General features: G+C 69.9%; 15 protein-coding genes. 5 read left to right on the forward strand and 10 right to left on the reverse strand.

Translation table 11 applies throughout. The features are described from left to right. The first annotated feature begins 35 nt into the window (after positions 1-35). The 4 genes from ACIPC1_RS22200 to ACIPC1_RS22215 all read left to right on the forward strand — a co-directional run bounded on the left by ACIPC1_RS22200 (position 36) and on the right by ACIPC1_RS22215 (position 5,005). A complete protein-coding gene (locus tag ACIPC1_RS22200; protein ID WP_402519320.1) occupies positions 36-1,292 on the forward strand; it encodes a citrate synthase in 1,257 nt (418 codons plus the stop codon). Between the two features lie 100 nt (positions 1,293-1,392). After that, entirely contained in the window at positions 1,393-2,337 is a 945-nt protein-coding gene (locus tag ACIPC1_RS22205; RefSeq protein WP_402519322.1) for a sucrase ferredoxin, read from the forward strand. A gap of 125 nt (positions 2,338-2,462) precedes the next feature. Further along, complete coding sequence (locus tag ACIPC1_RS22210) at positions 2,463-4,328, forward strand: ATP-binding protein (RefSeq protein ID WP_402519323.1); 1,866 nt, start codon at positions 2,463-2,465, stop codon at positions 4,326-4,328. Further along, the gene (locus ACIPC1_RS22215; RefSeq protein WP_402519324.1) at positions 4,325-5,005 is read left to right on the forward strand and encodes a response regulator; all 681 of its coding nucleotides are present in this window, start codon (positions 4,325-4,327) and stop codon (positions 5,003-5,005) included. The genes ACIPC1_RS22210 and ACIPC1_RS22215 overlap by 4 nt, the downstream gene beginning before the upstream one ends. Positions 5,006-5,137: 132 nt before the next feature. Here the strand turns inward: ACIPC1_RS22215 and ACIPC1_RS22220 are convergent, their stop codons facing one another. From ACIPC1_RS22220 to ACIPC1_RS22245, 6 genes are all read right to left on the reverse strand, one after another. Beyond that, positions 5,138-6,730: a cation acetate symporter gene (locus tag ACIPC1_RS22220; protein ID WP_402519326.1), complete on the reverse strand. Its 1,593-nt coding sequence runs from the start codon at positions 6,728-6,730 to the stop codon at positions 5,138-5,140. Continuing rightward, positions 6,727-7,215, reverse strand: coding sequence for a DUF485 domain-containing protein (locus ACIPC1_RS22225; protein ID WP_402519327.1), 489 nt, complete (start codon positions 7,213-7,215; stop codon positions 6,727-6,729). The genes ACIPC1_RS22220 and ACIPC1_RS22225 overlap by 4 nt, the downstream gene beginning before the upstream one ends. Positions 7,216-7,319: 104 nt before the next feature. Next, the gene (locus ACIPC1_RS22230) at positions 7,320-7,997 is read right to left on the reverse strand and encodes a response regulator (RefSeq protein WP_402519329.1); all 678 of its coding nucleotides are present in this window, start codon (positions 7,995-7,997) and stop codon (positions 7,320-7,322) included. Beyond that, positions 7,994-9,145 (reverse strand): sensor histidine kinase, encoded by a 1,152-nt coding sequence (locus ACIPC1_RS22235; protein WP_402519330.1) that lies wholly within the window; start codon positions 9,143-9,145, stop codon positions 7,994-7,996. The genes ACIPC1_RS22230 and ACIPC1_RS22235 overlap by 4 nt, the downstream gene beginning before the upstream one ends. After that, positions 9,142-9,669: a DUF1453 domain-containing protein gene (locus ACIPC1_RS22240; RefSeq protein WP_402519332.1), complete on the reverse strand. Its 528-nt coding sequence runs from the start codon at positions 9,667-9,669 to the stop codon at positions 9,142-9,144. Before ACIPC1_RS22240 ends, ACIPC1_RS22235 begins: the two co-directional genes overlap by 4 nt. An 823-nt stretch (positions 9,670-10,492) precedes the next feature. Further along, complete coding sequence (locus ACIPC1_RS22245) at positions 10,493-12,616, reverse strand: type IIA DNA topoisomerase subunit B (RefSeq protein WP_402519334.1); 2,124 nt, start codon at positions 12,614-12,616, stop codon at positions 10,493-10,495. 439 nt (positions 12,617-13,055) lie between these two features. On the opposite strand from ACIPC1_RS22245, the gene ACIPC1_RS22250 reads away from it, so the two are divergent. Continuing rightward, positions 13,056-13,286, forward strand: a complete 231-nt coding sequence (locus ACIPC1_RS22250; protein ID WP_121406526.1) for a hypothetical protein — start codon at positions 13,056-13,058, stop codon at positions 13,284-13,286. A gap of 418 nt (positions 13,287-13,704) precedes the next feature. Here the strand turns inward: ACIPC1_RS22250 and ACIPC1_RS22255 are convergent, their stop codons facing one another. The 4 genes from ACIPC1_RS22255 to ACIPC1_RS22270 form a co-directional block, all read right to left on the reverse strand. Next, the gene (locus tag ACIPC1_RS22255) at positions 13,705-14,523 is read right to left on the reverse strand and encodes a S1 family serine peptidase (RefSeq protein ID WP_402519336.1); all 819 of its coding nucleotides are present in this window, start codon (positions 14,521-14,523) and stop codon (positions 13,705-13,707) included. A 133-nt stretch (positions 14,524-14,656) separates the two neighbouring features. Further along, a complete protein-coding gene (locus tag ACIPC1_RS22260) occupies positions 14,657-16,195 on the reverse strand; it encodes an RNA polymerase sigma factor (protein WP_402519338.1) in 1,539 nt (512 codons plus the stop codon). A 408-nt stretch (positions 16,196-16,603) separates the two neighbouring features. Then, a complete protein-coding gene (locus ACIPC1_RS22265; RefSeq protein ID WP_384376522.1) occupies positions 16,604-17,491 on the reverse strand; it encodes a FadR/GntR family transcriptional regulator in 888 nt (295 codons plus the stop codon). Between the two features lie 162 nt (positions 17,492-17,653). Continuing rightward, a complete protein-coding gene (locus ACIPC1_RS22270) occupies positions 17,654-19,414 on the reverse strand; it encodes an ATP-binding cassette domain-containing protein (RefSeq protein ID WP_402519340.1) in 1,761 nt (586 codons plus the stop codon). Positions 19,415-19,460: the final 46 nt, after the last annotated feature.

Raw genomic sequence — 19,460 nt, forward strand, 5'->3', positions numbered from 1 at the left:
AATCAAGATATCGATCCATGGATACGGTGGCACACATGAGGGATCAAGAAGCGGCATCAGGAAACGAGGGCTCAAGGCTCAGCACCAAGGAGACCGCAGAGCTGCTCGGAGTGAAGCCTGAGACGGTGTACGCGTATGTGAGCCGCGGTCAGCTCGGCAGCCGGCGCGGACCCGACGGCCGTGGAAGCACGTTCGACGCCGAGGAGGTGACGGCGCTCGCCCGGCGCAACAGGCGTGACACCGGCGGAGGTTCGAGCACTGGCGGCGAGCTGTCCGTCCGTACTGGCATCACTCTGATCGCCGACGATCGGTACTACTACCGCGGGGTCGACGCGATCGAACTGGCGGCACGGCACTCCTACGAGGAGATCGCCGAGTGGCTGTGGACCGGAGAGCTGCGTCCCGGCGTCCTGTTCAGCGCCCCGGAGGCAGCCGTCGCCGCCGCCCGCCACGCGGTCGACACCCTGCCCGAGCACAGCGGCCCCACGGACCGGCTGCGGGTCGCGGCGATCGCCGCGTCGGCAAACGACCCACTGCGCTTCGACCTCTCCGAGAACGCCGTCCTGGGCACCGCGCGCACCCTCATCCCCACCCTCGTCGCTGCCCTGCCCCCGATGCGGTACGACCCCCGGGACGACGGCCCGCTGGCCCACCGCCTGTGGACACGACTCAGCGGCCGTACGCCTGACGAAGCCTCACTTCGCGCGCTGGACGTGGCACTTGGACTGCTGATCGACCACGACCTGGCTGCCTCGACGCTCGCTGTCCGGGTCGCCGCGTCCGCCCGGGCGCACGTGTACGCGGCCGTGTCGGCGGGCTTGGGCGTCCTGGAGGGCCCCCTGCACGGCGCGGCCAGCGGGCTCGCGCACCGGCTGCTTCTCGACGTCCTGGAACAGGGCACCGCGGCCCCCGTCGTCGCGGACGAACTGCGCGCCGGACGTCGCGTCCCGGGGCTCGGCCACCGGCTCTACCTCGGCGAGGACCCACGCGCGCGTGCCCTTTTCACCCTCCTGGAGGAGGTTCCCGGCGCGGCCCCCGCACTGGCAGCGGCCCGCGACATCGTGGCCACCACCGCTCGCCACAGGCCGCTGCACGCCAACGTCGACCTGGCGCTGGCCGTCCTGACGGTCGCCTCCGGCATGCCAGCCTCAGCGGGCGAGACGGTCTTCGCCATCGCCCGTACGGCGGGCTGGATCGCCCACATCCTGGAGGAGTACGGGGAGCGCCCCTTGCGTATGCGTCCCAGCGGTCGGTACGTGGGCGCGCGGCCGCCGCAGCCGCTCCCCGGGTGAGCGCCCCCGCACGCTGACGCGCGCTGAACGCGCCCTTTGTGCGCCCCCCGTGCCGGGGGCCGGAAGTCGCCCTGCCCGAAGTCAGGTTAGGCTCACCTCTGTGAGTACGTGCACGACCGCGTCCCTCCACCTCGACGAGCCCCTGGCGGGGACCGCGGCCACCGCAAGGACATGGCTGCTGCTCGAACAGCCCGGTCCCTGGGGTGCCAAGGCGCTCACTTCGAGCCACCTGGACCCCGCACTCGGCCGCGCCCTCGAGGCCGCTGCGGCGGGCACCGGCGTACGGATCGCACTCATCCGGCGCCCCGGACGGCACGCCGACTTCGGCCCGCCCGCCGAACGCCAGGTGTATGCGGCCCACACCACTCCGGGAAACGTATGGCTGCACAACGCCACAACGTGCGACCCGGAGCAGTTGCTCAACCTCGACTTCACCGCGCTCGGTGTGGGCGACCATCACACCTTCGACGCCGCTCTTGGGGGCCGGCCCCACACCGGTGGCCCACTCGCCCTCGTCTGCACCAACGGCAAGCGCGACCGCTGCTGCGCCCTGCTCGGCCGCCCCCTCGCCGCCGAGCTCGCCGCCTCCGGCGTGGACGGCGCCTGGGAGGTCACCCACCTCGGCGGTCACCGCTTCTCGCCCACCCTGCTCGTCCTGCCGTACGGATACGCGTACGGGCGGGCGGAGGCCCACGCGGTCAAGGAGATCCTCCAGGGCGTCCAGGAGGGGCGTGTGGTCACCGAGGGCTGCCGCGGGAACTCCGCATGGGAGCGGCCCGGGCAGGCGGCCGAGCTGGCCGTACGTACGGCTGCCCGCGAGTACGCCGCGAACGCCCTGAGCGTCGTCCGCACGGACGGCGAGGCGCCGCGCTGGGAGGTGACCGTCGCCCACACCGACGGCCGTGTGTGGCGCGTCGTCGTCGCCCGGGGCGCCTCGCTCCCGCCCCGCCCCGAGAGCTGCGGCTCGGCCCTGGGATCACCGGCCCGGATGGACGTGGTGGCGGTACGGGAACTGATCCCGGCCGCGCTTGCCCTGCCCTGCTGATCAGCTCCACGACCGACGCCCGCGTGCCGTGCCGTACCCGCCGCATCCCCCACGCGCGACAGCGATCAGGAGATGCACGCCACACCCCTACGGCAGACCCGACTCCCCGCCGTACCGTCATAGCCATGAGCCCCACTCCCCCCGTACGACGACTGCGCCTCGGTCTGCCGCGGCGGGTGTTCTCGCAGGTACTGCTGATGCAGGTGGCGATCGCCGCCGGGGTCGCCGTGCTCGCGACCGGGCTGTTCCTCGCCCCGCTCAGCGCACAGCTGGACGACCAGGCGATGCGCCGCGCGCTCGCGATCGCGCAGACCACGGCCGTCCAGCCGCAGATCGCCGAGGACCTCCAGACGACACGGCCGTCCGTGGACGGGCCCGTACAGGCCGAGGCGGAGCGGATCCGGAAGGCCAGCGGGGCCGAGTACGTCGTGGTGATGAACACGGACGGTGTGCGCTGGTCGCACACCGACACCACGCAGATCGGCAGGGTCGTCTCGACCGACCCCAGCCAGGCCCTGGCCGGCAAGGACGTCATGGAGATCGACGACGGGACGCTCGGCCGCTCCGCCCGCGGCAAGGTGCCGCTGCGGGACGCCGACGGCGACATCGTCGGCGCGATCTCGGTCGGCATCGAATACGACAGCGTGCGGGCCAGGCTGATCCACGCGATCCCCGGACTGCTGGCGTACGCGGGCGGAGCGCTGGCCGTCGGTGCGCTGGCCGCGTATCTGATCTCCCGCCGCGTCCAGCGACAGACCCGTGACCTGGCCTTCTCCGACATCTCGGCGCTGCTCGCGGAGCGCGAGGCGATGCTGCACGGCATACGTGAGGGCGTCGTCGCGCTGGACCGCGGCGGCCGCGTACGCCTCCTCAACGACGAGGCGCAGCGGCTGCTGGGGCTCGGCGGGGAGGCTATCGGCAGGACGCTCGACGACGCGCTCGGACCGGGCCGTACGACCGATGTGCTGGCCGGCCGTGTCACCGGCACCGACCTGCTCACCGTCCGCGGCGAGCGCGTGCTGGTCGCCAACCGCATGCCCACGGACGACGGCGGCGCCGTGGCCACGCTGCGCGACCGCACCGAGGTGGAGCAGCTCGGCCGCGAACTCGACTCCACACACGGCCTGATCGACGCCCTGCGCGCCCAGGACCACGAGCACGCCAACCGGATGCACACACTCCTGGGGCTGCTCGAACTGGAGATGTACGACGACGCCAAGGAGTTCGTCGGCGAGGTATTCGGGGACCACAGGGTCACCGCCGAACAGGTCACCGAGAAGGTCCACGATCCGCTGCTCGCCGCCCTGTTGGTCGGCAAGTCCTCCGTCGCGGCCGAGCGCGGCGTGGCCCTGTGGATCTCGGACGCGACTCTCCTGCCGGATCGGCTGGTGGATCCGGGGGGACTGGTCACCGTCGTCGGCAACCTGGTCGACAACGCGCTCGACGCCGTCGCGGGCACGCCCCACGCGCGCGTGGAGGTCGAATTGCGCGCCGAGGGGCGTACCGCCGTGCTGCGAGTACGGGACACCGGGCCCGGGATCCCGGAGGATCGGTGGGAGCTGATCTTTACGGACGGGTGGTCGACCAAGAAGCCCCCCGCGCACGGCAAGCGTGGAATCGGCCTCCCTCTTGTGCGCCGACTCGCCGAACGGCAGGGCGGCAGCGCGCAGGTGGCCGAGGCCGACGGCGGGGGCGCCGAGTTCACCGTCGTACTGCCGGAGGCACTCAGGGAACCGGGGTTCGAGCCGGAGTCGGGTTCCGCACCGGACGCAGGTCAGACGGTCGATACGGTTCTTGCGGTGTCCGATGCAGGTCATGCGCCGGACACTGGCCACGCACCTGCTGTAGGCCACATCCCGGGCGCGGGTCTCGCGCCGGCGACAGGCCCGCGGCCCGTGCCCGAGCCGCACCAGCCTGCGGAATCCGCCGCCGTCACCACCGCTGCCACCGCTGCCCCGGATGCCACGGCTGTCAAGGAAGGGTCGCGATGATCGAGGTCCTGGTCGTGGACGACGACATCCGGGTCGCGCGGGTCAACGCCGCGTACGTGGCGAAGGTGCCGGGCTTCCATGTGGCGGGCGAGGCCCACAGCGCGGCCGAGGCGCTGAGCCGGATGGAGGCCCTGCCCTACCTGGACCTGGTCCTCATGGACCACTATCTGCCGGACGACACGGGCCTGGCGGTCGTCCAGGAGATGCGTCGGCGCGGCCACCAGACCGACGTCATCATGGTGACCGCCGCCCGTGACATCTCGACGGTCCAGGCGGCGATGCGGCAGGGCGCGCTCCAGTACCTGGTCAAGCCGTTCGCCTTCGCGGGGCTGCGCGCGAAGCTGGAGGCGTACGCGGATCTGCGCCGCACCCTCGACGGCGGCGGAGAGGCCGAACAGGCGGAGGTGGACCGGATCTTCGGCGCTCTGTCGGCGAGTACGGAGGCGGACCTGCCCAAGGGCCACTCCCCCACGACCGCGGAACTCGTACGGCGCGCCCTGGTGAAGTCCGAGGGCCCTCTGTCGGCCCAGGAGGTCGCGGAGCAGACCGGACTGAGCCGGCAGACCGCCCAGCGCTATCTGAAGCTCCTGGAGCGCACGGGGCGGGCCAGGCTGACCCTGAAGTACGGCGACGCGGGCCGCCCGGAGCACCGCTACGTCTGGGCGACCCGCACCTGAGGACGCACCTAGCCGGAGAGCTCAGCCGGCCCCACTCTTCTCCACCAACGCCGTGGTCGGTCTTCGGCCGCAACCTCATTGATCGACCGCGCCTTCAGTCATCGACCGCACCCAAAGTCGCCGGCCGCACCCTCAGACAGCCCCGGCGCCCGTCAACGACCGCACCTCGGTCTCCGCGTGCTTGGCCTCGTCCGGCGGCTCCGCCGAGGTGACCGTGCCCAGCCAGCCCGCGAGAAAGCCCAGGGGGATGGACACGAGGCCCGGGTTCTGCAGCGGGAAGTACTGGAAGTCGGCGCTCGGGAACAGCGATTCGGGGCTCCCCGACACCACGGGTGACAGCAGTACGAGCACCAGGGCGGGCACCAGCCCCCCGTACACGGCCCACACCGCACCGCGCGTCGTGAAGCCCCGCCAGAACAGCGAGTACAGCAGCACGGGCAGATTCGCGGACGCGGCCACCGCGAAGGCGAGGCCCACCAGGAAGGCGACGTTGAGATCGCGGGCGAGCAGGCCGAGCGCGATCGCGACCACGCCGATACCGACGGCCGCGGTGCGCGCCACGGCGACCTCGCTGCGTGGCTTGGCACGCCTTCGCCGCAGTGACGCATACAGGTCGTGCGCCACGGACGCCGAGGACGCGAGGGTGATTCCGGCGACGACCGCGAGGATCGTGGCGAACGCGATGGCGGCGACGATCGCGAACAGAACCGTTCCTCCTGTCGAGTTCGCGCCGCCTCCCAGATCGAGCGCCAGCAGCGGAACGGCCGTGTTCCCCGCGGCGTTCGACCCGCGTACCGCTTCCGGACCGACGATCGCCGCCGCGCCGAAGCCCAGCACGAACGTCATCAGGTAGAAGCTCCCGATGAGGCCGATCGCCCAGACCACCGAACGCCGCGCGGCCCTCGCCGTCGGCACGGTGTAGAACCGCGACAGGATGTGCGGCAGCCCGGCCGTGCCCAACACCAGGGCGAGTCCCAGGCTGATGAAGTCGAACCGTGCCGTCCAGTCCCCGCCGTACCTCAGCCCGGGAGCAAGGAACGCGTCACCGTGTCCGCTTCTGTCCGCCGCCGAACGCAGCAACTGGTTGAAGTCCCCGTGGAAACGGACCAGGACAAGCACGGTCAGGGCAATGGCCCCGCCCATCAGCAGAACCGCCTTGACGATCTGGATCCACGTGGTGGCCCGCATCCCTCCCATCGACACATAGATCACCATGAGCGCGCCGACGCCGATCACCGTCCAGTTGCGCGCCGCCTCGCTCGTGCCCCCGAGCAGCAGCGCAACCAGGCTGCCCGCTCCCACCATCTGCGCCACCAGATACAGAACGGACACGGTCACCGACGAGGTTCCCGCCGCGATCCGCACCGGCCGCTCGCTCATCCGGGACGCGACCACGTCGGCGAGCGTGAACCGCCCGCAGTTGCGCACCAGCTCGGCGACCAGGAAGAGGACCACGAGCCAGGCCACCAGAAAGCCCACCACGTACAGGAGCCCGTCGTAGCCGAAGAGTGCGATCAGACCCGTGACGCCGAGGAAGGACGCCGCCGACATGTAGTCACCGGAGATGGCAAAACCATTCTCCATCGGCGAGAACAACCGCCCGCCGGCATAGAACTCCTCCGCCGAACCATGCCGGTTGCGGCTCACCCACGTCGTGATCGCCAGCGTCACCACAACGAACGCGCTGAACAGCAGCAGCGCCAGTGTCTGATGGTTGCCGCTCATCGCTCACCACCTCTGGCGCTCCGGGTCAGCTCCTGGGTGTCCCAGCGCAGATCGAGAGCCGCCCGGTCCCTGCGCAGCCGCGCATGCCGCGCGTACGCCCAGGTGAACAGGAAGGTGGTGACGAACTGTCCGAGCCCCGCGACCATCGCCACATTCACCGCACCGGCAACGGGCCGGGCCATGAAGCCGGGTGCCGTCGTCGCCGTCACCAGGTAACCCACGTACCAGGTGAAGAAGACGGCGAAGCCGGGGACCACGAACCTCCGGTACCGGCTGCGGACCTCCTGGAAGGCCGCGCTGCGCTGCACCTCCAGATAGACGTCGGCCGCCCCGCCCGTCCGACGCTCCTGCTCCGGGTGCGCGGGCGGCGCGGCGGGAGCGGGCGCACCCGTGCCGTCCAACTCACCCCAGCCGGAGGCAAGCGCGTCGTACCAGGGGTCGTCGAACCGGACCTTCCCGGTGTCGCGACCGTCGTACTTCTCCACCGAACTCTCCTTGTCCGCGGCCCGTTTCCGCCGCGTACCCAAGGATGTGCAGATCGGGAAGATCCCGGACTCTTCTCTCCGCGCTCTTCACTCCATCAGGTGACTCAGCCTGCCGGTGGCCGTACGAGACCCTTCCCATAGGCGTAACGGACTGCCTGAGCGCGGTCCTTGACCCCCGTCTTGGCGAAGAGGTTGTTGATGTGGGTCTTCACCGTCGCAGTGGAGACATGCAACTCACGGGCGATCTCCTGGTTGGTGAGGCCCCCGGCGATCAAGAGCAGCACCTCGGTCTCGCGCGCGGTGAGCCCGTCCGGCGACTCCGCAGGCGCAAACGGCTCCGGCTCGGAGAGGCGCTCGAGCAGCCGGCGCTGGACACTTGGCGAGAGTCCGGCCTCCCCGGAGAGCACGCTCCGCACAGCTCTGACGATCTCGTCACCTCCCGCGTCCTTGGTCAGATAGCCCCGAGCCCCCGCTCTGAGCGCGGGAAACAGCGACTCGTCGTCCTCGTACGTGGTGAGCACGACAACCTGCGTTCCCGGGTACTCGGCACGGATGCGCCGGGTCGCCTCGACGCCGTCGCAGCGCGGCATGCGCAGATCCATCAGCACCACGTCCGGAGCGAGTTCGGCGACAAGAGCCACGGCCTCGTGCCCGTCCCCGGCCGCCCCGACGACCTCGATGCCGGGCAACAGCCCCAGCAACATCACGATGCCCTCGCGCACCACGGTCTGGTCGTCCGCCACCACGACTCGTGCCGGCTTCCTCCCTTCCTCCTCCGTCATACGGGCACCTTCAGCGTCACCACGAACCCCTCCTCGTCCGGCCCTGCCTCCAAGGAGCCGCCCAGCAACTCGGCCCGCTCCCGCATGCCCAGCAGACCGTACCCGGCGCCGGAACCGCTGAGCTCGCCCTTCGGCCCGCCCGAGTCCCTTACGGCCAGGGTCACTTCGCGCTCGCCGTAGTCCAGCCGCACCTGGACCTTGGCGCCCGGAGCGTGCTTGCGCACGTTCGTCAGAGCTTCCTGCGCAACCCTGCGCACCGCTTGCGAAGCCTCGGCGCCCAACGGGTGCCGTTCACCCGTCACGGTGACATCGGCACCATCGGTCGTCGCGACGAGCTCGCTCAGGAAGTCCTCCACCGGAGACATCTCGCCGCGCAGGGCGGACAGCGCCTGCCGGGTCTCGGCGAGGCCCTCGCGTGCCATCCTCCGTGCCGCCACGACCCGTTCGAGGATCGTCTCCCGGTCCCCACCTCGCTCGATGAGCAGACGGGCCGCTTCCAGGTGCACCAGCTGCGCCGAGAGGCTGTGCGCGAGCACATCGTGGATCTCCCGCGCGATCCGGGCCCGCTCCGCGAGCGCCGCCGACTCCGCCTCCGCCACGTGCGCCGCGCGCTCCTGAGCCAGCAGTCGTTGCGCACTCCCCCGCGCCTCCGCGTCCAGGCGCAGCACATACCCGGCCAGGGCGAGCCCCACCGTGGTGGCCAGGGTGGTCAGCCAGACATCGTTGTTGACCGCCGCATACGCCCCCAGCGCCACGGAGGTGGCAGGCAGGGCTGCCGCGAGAGGCAACCGTTCCATGCCACTCACCGCACACCCGCACCACAGGACGAGGGCCGGAACCCGGAATCCGACACTCTGCCCGACTGTCGCGATCCCGAGCAGCAGTACGAACAGCCCCAGCGAGGGCAGCAGTCGGTGTTCGAGTGTGGTCCGCCAGAAGGCCCACGCTGCGGCGCCGCACGCAACGACTCCCAGCACACCCGCCGCGACACCCCAGCCGTGCAGCTCACTGTCGGTGAAGGTCGTCCCCAGGAGAATGCCGAGGGCGCCGACACGCGTGGCCCAGGCGAGCAGGCGCTTGGACTGGGCCACTCCCGCTCGGGAGAGTGCCTCGCGGGAGGGCCAGCGCGTCCAGACGTTCTCCGTCACGCACGCTCCTTCCACGAGGCCTGGGGCACGCCGTCACCGTACGCCGCGCCCCGCGGGCTCGCCGGGTGCAGGGATCGCGACCTCCAGGCGAGAGTTCCGGAGCGGATCAGCAGCGTGGCGGCGAGAGCCAGCAGCACCATGGCAGTGGCGTCCTGGTCCACGCCGAGCAGGGCCCCGATGCCGAACAGACCCACGCGCAGACCTATGCCGACAATCCATACGACCACGCTCGCCTTGGTGCCCTTGCCCCACACCGAGCCGTCCGGTGCCGCCCATATCCGGGTGGTCCACGCCCAGCCGGCCCCGGTGGCCAGGCCGATGAGCAACTCCGCCCCAAGCAGGAGAATCGCCTCGGCCTGATGGTGCGAGTCGATCAGCCCCGGCTCTCGCAGAGCTATGAAACCCAGAACGGCGGGCAGAATCCACCAGCGCCGGTCCGCACTGATCCTTTGCGCGCGGAACTGGCGCACGATCACCAGAACGACAACGGCGAAGATCGCCAAGGCGTTGATCAGCTCAGACATCACGGCCTCCGTGGACGAGGAAGAGCGGATGCCGACAGCGGGAGCTGTCGACGCCTTCGACGCTACGGAAAATTGCTGGTCAGCAGATCGGAGCCCGGGTGGATCACGGGTGGATCTCTGCCCGGACCAGGCCTCCACCCACGGGTGGAGCCCCACACCACACGGCTGCCATCCGGCCCCTTGCACCTATGCGCCACTGGGCCAGGAAACGTTTCTCGCCCCCCTCCGCCCCTACCCGTCCCGTTCCCGGGTGCTACCGCCCCCAGACTCCCGCCATCGGCCGGAACGGCCTCGTCCTCAAACGCCGGACGGGCGGAAAGATCTCCCCCGGGCCGGTGCTGAAAAGAGGAACCCCACGGGTGGGTGAGGGCTGCGGTGAGCGGGGGCGGCGGTGAGCGGGAAATCAGGTGGCGGAAATCGGGACGGCACCTCCACCCGAAAGCACCGGACGGGCTGAAGACCGCCCGAGCCGAAGGGCAGAGAGCACCATCGAGCTGCCGGGGGATCGGAACGGCGGCACCCCCCAGCCCACCCCACCCCCAAGCAACCAACCACCGCACAGACTGTGGATGGTGCGGCCCGCAGCCGAAGAACGGCGGAAGGGGGCGTGCCGGTACGTCCAGATGCCCGTCGCGTACGCCCGCGTCACCAGACCCCCGCACCCTGCCCGACGTCTGATCCGGCGGCGACGGGCGGGACGTACCGGCACGCCCCCGACCCACCCACCAGACGGCACACGCACCGGCACCGGACAGCGCACACCGGTACACCGCACGCACCCACACCCACACCCACACCCGCACCCGCAGCCCAGCAGCCGCGCCTACGCGTCGATACGAGACCGATCCAACGTGGCCGCCGAGTTGGAAATGAACTCCTTACGCGGAGCCACGTCATTCCCCATCAGCAGATCAAACACCTGCTCGGACGACTCCAGGTCGGAGATGTTGATCCGCCGCAGTGTCCGATGGCGCGGATCCATCGTGGTCTCGGCCAGCTGGTCGGCATCCATCTCACCGAGACCCTTGTACCGCTGGATCGAGTCCTTGTACCGCACGTTCTTGCGCTGGAGCTCGAGCATCGTCTCCCGGAGCTCACGGTCCGAGTACGTGTAGATGTACTTGTCCTGCCCCTTCTTGGGCTGGCTGAGCTCGATCCGGTGCAGCGGCGGCACTGCCGCGAACACCCGCCCCGCCTCGACCATCGGCCGCATGTAGCGCTGGAACAGCGTCAGCAGCAGACAGCGGATGTGCGCACCGTCGACATCGGCGTCGACAAGAAGAATGATCTTCCCGTAGCGCGCCGCGTCGATGTCGAAGGTCCGGCCGGACCCGGCTCCTATGACCTGGATGATCGCCCCGCACTCGACGTTCTTCAGCATGTCCGTCACGGACGACTTCTGAACGTTGAGGATCTTGCCGCGAATCGGCAGCAGCGCCTGGAACTCGGAGTTCCGGGCAAGCTTGGCCGTACCGAGCGCGGAGTCGCCCTCGACGATGAACAGCTCGCTGCGCCCCACGTCGTCGCTGCGGCAGTCGGCGAGCTTGGCGGGTAGCGAGGAGGACTCCAGGGCCGTCTTCCGGCGCTGCGCGTCCTTGTGCTGACGGGCCGCGATCCTCGTACGGGCGGCTGAGACGGCCTTCTCCATGACGACCCGGGCCTGCGCGGCAGCGTCCCGCTTCGTGGAGGTCAGGAACTCCTTGAGCTCCTTGGACACCACGTTCGTCACGATGCGGCGGGCCGCCGAGGTGCCGAGGATCTCCTTGGTCTGGCCCTCGAACTGCGGCTCGGCGAGGCGCACGGTGACGACGACGGTCAGGCCCTCCAGTGCGTCGTCCTTGACGATGTCGTCCTCGGCGACGCGCAGCAGCTTCTTGGCCCGCAGCACCTCGTTCATCGTCTTGGAGACGGCCTGTTCGAAGCCTGCGACGTGGGTGCCGCCCTTGGGAGTGGCGATGATGTTCACGAACGACCGCAGAGTCGTGTCGTACCCGGTGCCCCAGCGCATCGCGACATCGACACCCAGCTCTCGGGTGACCTCGGTCGGCGTCATCTGCCCGTGGTCGTCAAGGACCGGGACGGTCTCCTTGAAGATGCCCTGTCCGGAGAAGCGGAGGACGTCGCAGACAGGCTTGTCGGTGGCCAGGTACTCGCAGAACTCGCTGATGCCGCCATCAAAGCGGAAGGACTCCTCGCCCTTGCTGCCTCCCTCGCCGAGCCCGTACTCGTCGCGCACGACGATGGTCAGGCCCGGCACCAGGAAGGCGGTCTGACGGGCCCGCTGATGCAGGCCCTCCAAGGAGAGCTTGGCGTCCTTGAGGAAGATCTGACGGTCGGCCCAATAGCGCACGCGCGTGCCGGTGCGGGTCTTGGGGATCCGCTTGAGCTTGCGCAGCCCGCTCGCCGCCTCGAAGGCACCGTCGGCGCCGCCGGTCTTGAATTCTCCCGGGGTGCCGCGCCGGAAGCTCACCGCGTGGGTGTGGCCGCTGCGGTCCACCTCGATGTCCAGGCGGGCGGAGAGCGCGTTCACCACGGAGGCGCCGACGCCGTGCAGACCGCCGGAGGCCGCGTACGAGCCGCCTCCGAACTTTCCGCCGGCGTGCAGCTTGGTCATCACGACCTCGACACCGGAAAGGCCGGTCTTGGGCTCCACGTCCACCGGGATGCCACGGCCGTTGTCCCGCACCTCCACCGAGGCGTCGTCGTGCAGGATCACCTCGATGTGGTCGCAGTAGCCGCCCAGGGCCTCGTCCACGGAGTTGTCGATGATCTCCCAGAGGCAGTGCATCAGACCGCGGCTGTCGGTCGACCCGATGTACATGCCCGGGCGCTTGCGTACGGCCTCGAGCCCCTCGAGGACGAGCAGGTGCCGCGCGGTGTAGTTGGAACCGTCCCGGTCTGCTCCGGTCAGCAACGCTGTGGACGGCACGGACGTTTCGGCGGTCACGCGGTTCGCTCCTCGCTGAATTTCAGATGGGGCCCTTTTGGGTAAGGCCGGGCTTCGGTCGCCGCTCAGAGGGTACCGAGGCCTGGTAGAGCCGTTGTAACGCCACCCTCGCATGAAAACACCCTAGTCCAGGGTCGCATGGGTGTTCGATCCCTCGATGGAGTGAAGTACATATCACGTTCCCTTCGGGGCATGAACCATTTAGGCTCCGGGCACGTCCTCAAGAACAACCGGCAAGCCAGCCGGGAGGACCGACCCTGACAGACAGCGCGAACCCGTAAGACACGAAGACACGTAATACGGCCCATTCGCCGCCACCTGGCAGCAGACAGCCGCCCTGGAGAGAAACTTTCGAGGAAGGGCCCCGAGCGGGAACGTTTTCGGCCTGGTTGGATGTTGACCCTGGTACGACAGCTCGTCGAGCTAGAGAAGAGGCGACGTGACTACTGTTCTGACCCCCGCGAGCCCGCTGACGGCCGCTGACCGCTGCGACCGCTGCGGCGCCCAGGCATATCTGCGCGTCGTCCTCCTGAGCGGCGGAGAACTGCTCTTCTGCGCCCACCACGGTCGCAAGTTCGAGCCGGAACTCAAGAAGATCGCCGCTGAGATACAGGACGAGACGGAGCGACTGACGTCCGTTCCGGAAAGCGTCAACGACGAAGAACGCTGACACTTCGCATCAACGACGAGCGGGTGCCGGCATCAGGCCGGTATGCGGGCGGCCACTCCCTGGACACAGGGAGTGGCCGCCCGCATTCGTACCGCTTGGCAGGTAACGCTCAGCGCGACCGGCCAGTACCCGTCCAGGTCTAGCGCGGCCGGCCAACACCCGCCCGGGGTTCAGTACGACCCGGCCGGCACCCGTCAGGGATTCAGTACGACCGGCCAGCACCCGTCAGTACGACCGCCGAGCAACCGTCCGGGTCTCCCAGCGCGACCGCCCAGTACCCGTCCAGGTCTCAGCGCGACCGGCCAACACCCGCCCGGGTCTCAGCACGACCGCCCCACACCGGCCCGGATCTCAGCGGAACCCGCCGAGGTGCCCGTCCGGAGACTCAGCGGAACCCGCCCAGCGGCCATCCAGGGGCTCACCGGGGCCCGTCGAGCGTCCGGACGACATCCGAGACCCGCGTGTAGACGCCAGGGCTCCCAGCGCGCCCACAGCCGCTCCCCCACGACACCAGACCGATGAGCCGCCCCTGAGCGACCAACGGTCCGCCGCTGTCCCCCTGACAGGCGTCCCGCCCTCCTGCGAGCTCTCCGGCGCACAGCATGGACGTCGCCCGGTAGGTGCCGACCGCGCTGCCCGGATAAGCCTCCTCGCAGGCGGTATCGGGGAGCACGCTCACACGCGCGGCCCGCAGACTGCGCGCATAGTCGCCGCCTCCCGTCGTATCGCCCCAGCCGTAGACCGTGGCGGCCGTACCGGGCTTGTACGCGGCGTCTCCGGAGGGCGCCATACCGATGACCGCGCTCTCCGGGAGCGGGGCCGCGAGGGTGAGCACGCCGAAGTCCCCGGCGTTCGTATCGCTGTCGTAGTCGGGATTGACCCACGTGCTGCTCACCGGGATCTCCTTACCGCTGCTCGACAGCAGGTCTCCCCGGCCGGCGATGACCTTCAGGTCGCGAACCTGCCGCGGCGGCGCGCCCAGCGCGTCCGCGCCCAGGCAGTGGGCCGCGGTCAGGACGGTGGACGGGCCGATCACGACACCGCCGCAGAACTGGCCCGCGCGCGTACCCCCGAACCGGTCACGGCTGGACAGCGCCACTGTCCAGGGAGCCTCGGAGATCTCGACGGGAAAGCCGCCGATGATGATGCTGTCGGCCGCCGCCGGGGCGGGGGACGCCAGTGGTATCGCGACCGCGGCGGCCGCAAGGGCCAGTGCCGAGGCAAAGGGACGGCGCATGCGCGCTCCTCACTCTGGGATGGTCATCGAAAACCCAGAGTGATCCAGTGCGCGGGGGCTCGCACTCCGCGCGCACACGAAAGGGCCCGGCTCCCCCGTGGGAGCCGGGCCCTGCGTGACGAACTGCCGAGACCTAGTCGAGGTAGTCGCGCAGCACCTGCGAACGCGAGGGGTGACGCAGCTTCGACATCGTCTTGGACTCGATCTGGCGGATCCGCTCGCGCGTCACGCCGTACACCTTGCCGATCTCGTCGAGGGTCTTCGGCTGACCGTCGGTGAGACCGAAGCGCATCGAGACGACACCCGCCTCACGCTCGGACAGGGTGTCGAGAACGGAGTGCAGCTGCTCCTGGAGAAGCGTGAAGCTGACCGCGTCGGCCGGGACGACGGCCTCGGAGTCCTCGATGAGGTCACCGAACTCGCTGTCGCCGTCCTCGCCCAGCGGCGTGTGCAGCGAGATGGGCTCGCGGCCGTACTTCTGGACCTCGATGACCTTCTCCGGGGTCATGTCGAGTTCCTTGGCCAGCTCCTCCGGGGTGGGCTCGCGGCCCAGGTCCTGGAGCATCTGGCGCTGCACGCGCGCGAGCTTGTTGATGACCTCGACCATGTGCACCGGGATACGGATGGTGCGGGCCTGGTCGGCCATGGCGCGGGTGATCGCCTGACGGATCCACCAGGTGGCGTACGTGGAGAACTTGTAGCCCTTGGTGTAGTCGAACTTCTCCACCGCGCGGATCAGACCGAGGTTGCCCTCCTGGATGAGGTCCAGGAAGAGCATGCCGCGGCCGGTGTAGCGCTTGGCCAGGGAGACCACCAGACGGAGGTTGGCCTCCAGGAGGTGGTTCTTGGCGCGGCGGCCGTCCTCGGCGATGATCTCCAGCTCGCGCTTGAGCTTGGGGGCGAGCTTGTCGGCGTTGGCCAGCTTGTCCTCGGCGAACAGACCGGCCTCGATGCGCTTGGCGAGCTCGACCTCCTGCTCGGCGTTGAGGAGAGGGACCTTGCCGATCTGCTTGAGGTAGTCCTTGACCGGGTCGGCGGTGGCGCCGGCCACGGCGACCTGCTGGGCGGGCGCGTCGTCCTCGTCGTCGTCGGAGAGGACGAAGCCCTTGTTCTCGGCCCCCTCCTCTTCCTCGTCGCCGGACTTGGCACCCGGGGTCTCCTCGGCCGCCTCGTCGTCGACCAGCTCCGCGTCGTCCTTCTTGGCGGTGGTCTTCTTCGCGACAGCCTTCTTGGCGACCGTCTTCTTCGCGACGGCCTTCTTGGCGACCGTCTTCTTGGCAACGGCCTTCTGCGCCGTCGCGTCATCGGCCGACTCGTCGGCGGCGGGCACTGCCGGGGCAGCGGTGGCGGTGGCCTTCTTGGTGGTCACGGTCTTCGCCGCGACCGTCTTGGTGGCGGTTCGCTTGGCAGGACTCTTCGCTGCGACGCTCTTTCGGGGGCGCTTTGGCTCCGCGGCACTGACCATCAGCGTCACACCCTCTTCCTCGAGGATCTGGTTGAGGCTGCGCAGTACGTTCTTCCACTGAGTGGCCGGAATCTGGTCAGCTTCGAAGGCTCGACGCACGTCATCGCCGGCGATCTGCCCCTCAGCCTTTCCCCGCTCGATGAGCGCCATGACAGAGACGGACTCGGCGATCTCCGGCGGGAGCGTACGGGATGTGCTGGCCGACACGAACAACCTCTCGGAACGTTGGAAAACGGCTTCCGGCCCCGTCCGGTGGGGACAGGAGCCGACGACCGCCGACTTGGGGATGGGCCGACGGCGCGGGCGGGGGCCGGGAAGATGCACAGCGCCACAAACGGCGTCTGTATTCCCTCCTCGGCTGCCACCTCTTAGGTCATCGCGCTGCCTCGAAGAGCGTTACGCCCAATCTGCGTGGCCCGAGTCACACCCCGTAAGCGCTCAAAAGCGGCCAGATACGGTCAGATGAGGTCAGCCGATGAGCGCACCGCCCCATCACACCGCCGGACCCCGCCAGGTCCAAGGAGGATCCGACGGGGTCCCGCGGGAGACGGTTCGCCGGCCAGGCGATGCCACGAGAGGGCACACGCCCCCGACCGCGTCGCCATGGGTGCGCGGTCAGTGCTCTCGCGGCGCGGGCACCACGCGCTCCACCTCGGGATGCACGGTGAGCAGTTGGCGCATGGCAGCTTCGGCCGCCGCACCGTCGGCCGCGGCAAGGGCATCGACGATCCGGGCGTGGTGTCCCAGCGAGGCGTCGTTCGGCCGGTCGCAGCCGGTGACGGGGTTTCCGGAGACCTGGAGCGCGGCCGACACGATCCCGGAGAGGTGCTCCAGCATCCGGTTCCCGGCGAGCTGGATGAGCAGCGCGTGGAACTCCGCGTCGGCGCGCGAGAAGGTGAGCGAATCACCCTGTGCCATGGCGTGGCCCATGATCTCGACCATGTCGCCGAGCCGCTGCTGGACATCCTCGCGACCGTGCCCGGCGGCGAGCCGCGCGGCGAGCGGCTCGATCGTCCAGCGCAGCTCGCTGAGCTCACGCCGCTGATCGTCACGCTGCGGCCCGAAGGCACGCCACTCGATGATGTCCGGGTCGAGGAGGTTCCAGTCACTGACGGGGCGCACCCGCGTGCCGACGTTGGGGCGGGCGCTGACCAGCCCCTTCGCCTCCAGGACACGGAGCGATTCACGAACGACGGTACGGGAGACCTCGAACCGCTGGCCGATCTCCTCGGGAACGAGCGGGCGGTCCGCGCCGAGGTCGCCGGAGACGATCATCTGGCCGAGCTGCTGGACGAGTTGACCGTGCAGCCCGCGTCCGCGGTTGCCCGTGCCGCGTCGGCCCACGCGGCCCAGCTCGGGGTCCGCGCCCTCCCACGCGGGGGGGCCCACGCGGCCGGCACCAGGGGCCTCGGCATAGGGGTAACGGTTGAGTTCGCCCGGGCCGGCCAGGCCGGAGTCTGCGGAGCGGGCGGCGGTCATCATGGTCTGCGCAAGGGTACTCACGGATCCTTTGTCGGCGCTGTCTCCAACTCCCTTGAGGTCTTTGGTGAAAAGCACACGAAAGGGTGATCGCTCACCCCGTCGCAATTGACGCCTTATCGGAAAGAAATGGGCGTTCTCCGGGGAGTTGTGCGCACCACGGAACCGGAAGGGCGCGGGCGGTCGTCATCGGACCCTGCTTCGCAGGGTCGTGAGCAGATATGCGCAGAGCAGAGCGGTCAGCGACAACATCAGCGCGCCGCCGACAGGTTGAGCCAGCGTCCGCACCCCGGCCGCCAGATACCGCTCTCCACCGAACGGCCACTGCATCAGCACCAGCTCGCGCATCCTCCCGGAGAACCCGGCCGCGGTCCGCACAGACGGCCCCTCCAGGGCTTTTTGTACGAGCGGTACGACGAGGATCGGCACGGCGAGTACCGCGGCGAGCCCGGCGGTCGTGGACCGGAAGATGCCCGCGGCCAGCACACCCGCCCAGGCACAGCCCATCACCAGCCCGATCCAACTCGCTCCCAGGGAGAGCCAGTCGGCGGGAACTCCGGTGAGTTCCCGTCCGTAGACGAGATAGAGCACTTCGAAGTCGCATCCCACGGTGAGGACGGCCAGCGTCAGGGCGGTGACCGAGGCGACGAGGAGTTTCGCGGTGAGCAGTCCCAGGCGGCGGGGGACGGTGCCGCGGTCCGCGGCCAGGGCGGGATGGCGGAACTCGTCGCCGAAGGCGATCGCGCCGAGCAGCCCCGCACCGAGCGCGGCGGGCGGCAGCGGGAGCTCCTGTGGCCACGCGGCCAGCAGGCGCGGCTGGGGCGTGTGACCGATTCTGGCAAGCAGTACGGACAGGAGGGCCGAGACGGCAAGAACGGCCACGGCGGTGAGGTAACCCGTGCCGACGCCGGCGGCGCGGCGCAGTTCGTAGCGCAGAGGGCGCAGCGGGCTCGGCGCCTGCCGTACGGCGATGGGCGGCGGGAGAGGTGAGTGCGCGTCCACGGCCGGCCCCTCGGCCACGTGTGGCTCGGCGCTCTCCTGTGCGCCGCCCTCTGCCGGTGGCGCGGCAGTAGGCCCCATGTCGCCGATCTCGTCCGCGAGTTGGTGTACGAGGATGCCGTGCCGGAAGGCGGTCTCGCCTACGTCGGCACACGTGCTGCCGTACACGGAGAGCCGGTTGCCGTCCTCGCGCACGATCTCGACGGAACGCCGCGCGGTACGGGCCTCCTTTGTCAGCAGGGCACCGAGCCGGGCGGCGTAGGGGCTGCGGACGGCCACTCGGGGGCGCAGCCGAGTGCGGGCGAAGTCCGCGACCTCCTGGTCGGCGACAAGGCGGCCCGCGTCCAGCGTGACGACCCGGTCGGCGGTGTGCGCGGCCTCCTTGAGGTCGTCCGTGGTGAACAGCACCGTGCCGCCCTGGGCCGCGTGCGCGCGCAGAATCCCGTGCAGCCAACGGCCTTCGCGGGCGGAGAGCCCGTCGGCCGGATCGTCCAGGAGGAGGGTGTGCGGGTCGGACAACAGTGCGCACGCCAGACCGAGGCGGCGGTCCATGCCACGCGACAGCGTGCCCAGGCGCTCGTCACGCAGACTGACGAGCCCGACCACTTCGAGGACTTCGTCGGCGCGCCGCACCGGCACGCCGGCGGCGGCGCACAGCATGCGGAGCTGTCCGCGGACGGTACGCGCCGGATGGCCGGGCACCTCGCCCAGGAGTACCCCGACTTCGCGCGAGGGATGAGCGATCCGGTGCAGTGGGCGGCCTCTGAAGTAGGTGATTCCGCGGCCTTGTTGGAGTTCGAGCATGAGCTTCAGCACCGTCGTCTTGCCCGCGCCCGGGGCTCCGACGATCGCTGTGACGCGGCCCCCGCGCGCCTCGAAGGTCACGTCGTCGAGGGCGGGCGGAAGCTCCTTGCGGCGGTTGCTGGTCAGTCCGATGGCCTGGATCACCCAAGGCAAGATAGCGCTATATGTCCGGTTTTTCGGGCAACTTGGG

Source organism: Streptomyces sp. NPDC087263 (assembly GCF_044744645.1).
In the GTDB taxonomy this organism is placed as follows: Bacteria; Actinomycetota; Actinomycetes; order Streptomycetales; family Streptomycetaceae; genus Streptomyces.

Excerpts from the sequence above, each read along its gene's own strand:
- ACIPC1_RS22200 (WP_402519320.1), top strand. The coding sequence starts at position 36 with ATGAGGGATCAAGAAGCGGCATCAGGAAACGAGGGCTCAAGGCTCAGC.
- ACIPC1_RS22210 (WP_402519323.1), top strand. The coding sequence starts at position 2,463 with ATGAGCCCCACTCCCCCCGTACGACGACTGCGCCTCGGTCTGCCGCGG.
- ACIPC1_RS22215 (WP_402519324.1), top strand. The coding sequence starts at position 4,325 with ATGATCGAGGTCCTGGTCGTGGACGACGACATCCGGGTCGCGCGGGTC.
- ACIPC1_RS22220 (WP_402519326.1), bottom strand. The coding sequence starts at position 6,730 with ATGAGCGGCAACCATCAGACACTGGCGCTGCTGCTGTTCAGCGCGTTC.
- ACIPC1_RS22230 (WP_402519329.1), bottom strand. The coding sequence starts at position 7,997 with ATGACGGAGGAGGAAGGGAGGAAGCCGGCACGAGTCGTGGTGGCGGAC.
- ACIPC1_RS22240 (WP_402519332.1), bottom strand. The coding sequence starts at position 9,669 with ATGTCTGAGCTGATCAACGCCTTGGCGATCTTCGCCGTTGTCGTTCTG.
- ACIPC1_RS22255 (WP_402519336.1), bottom strand. The coding sequence starts at position 14,523 with ATGCGCCGTCCCTTTGCCTCGGCACTGGCCCTTGCGGCCGCCGCGGTC.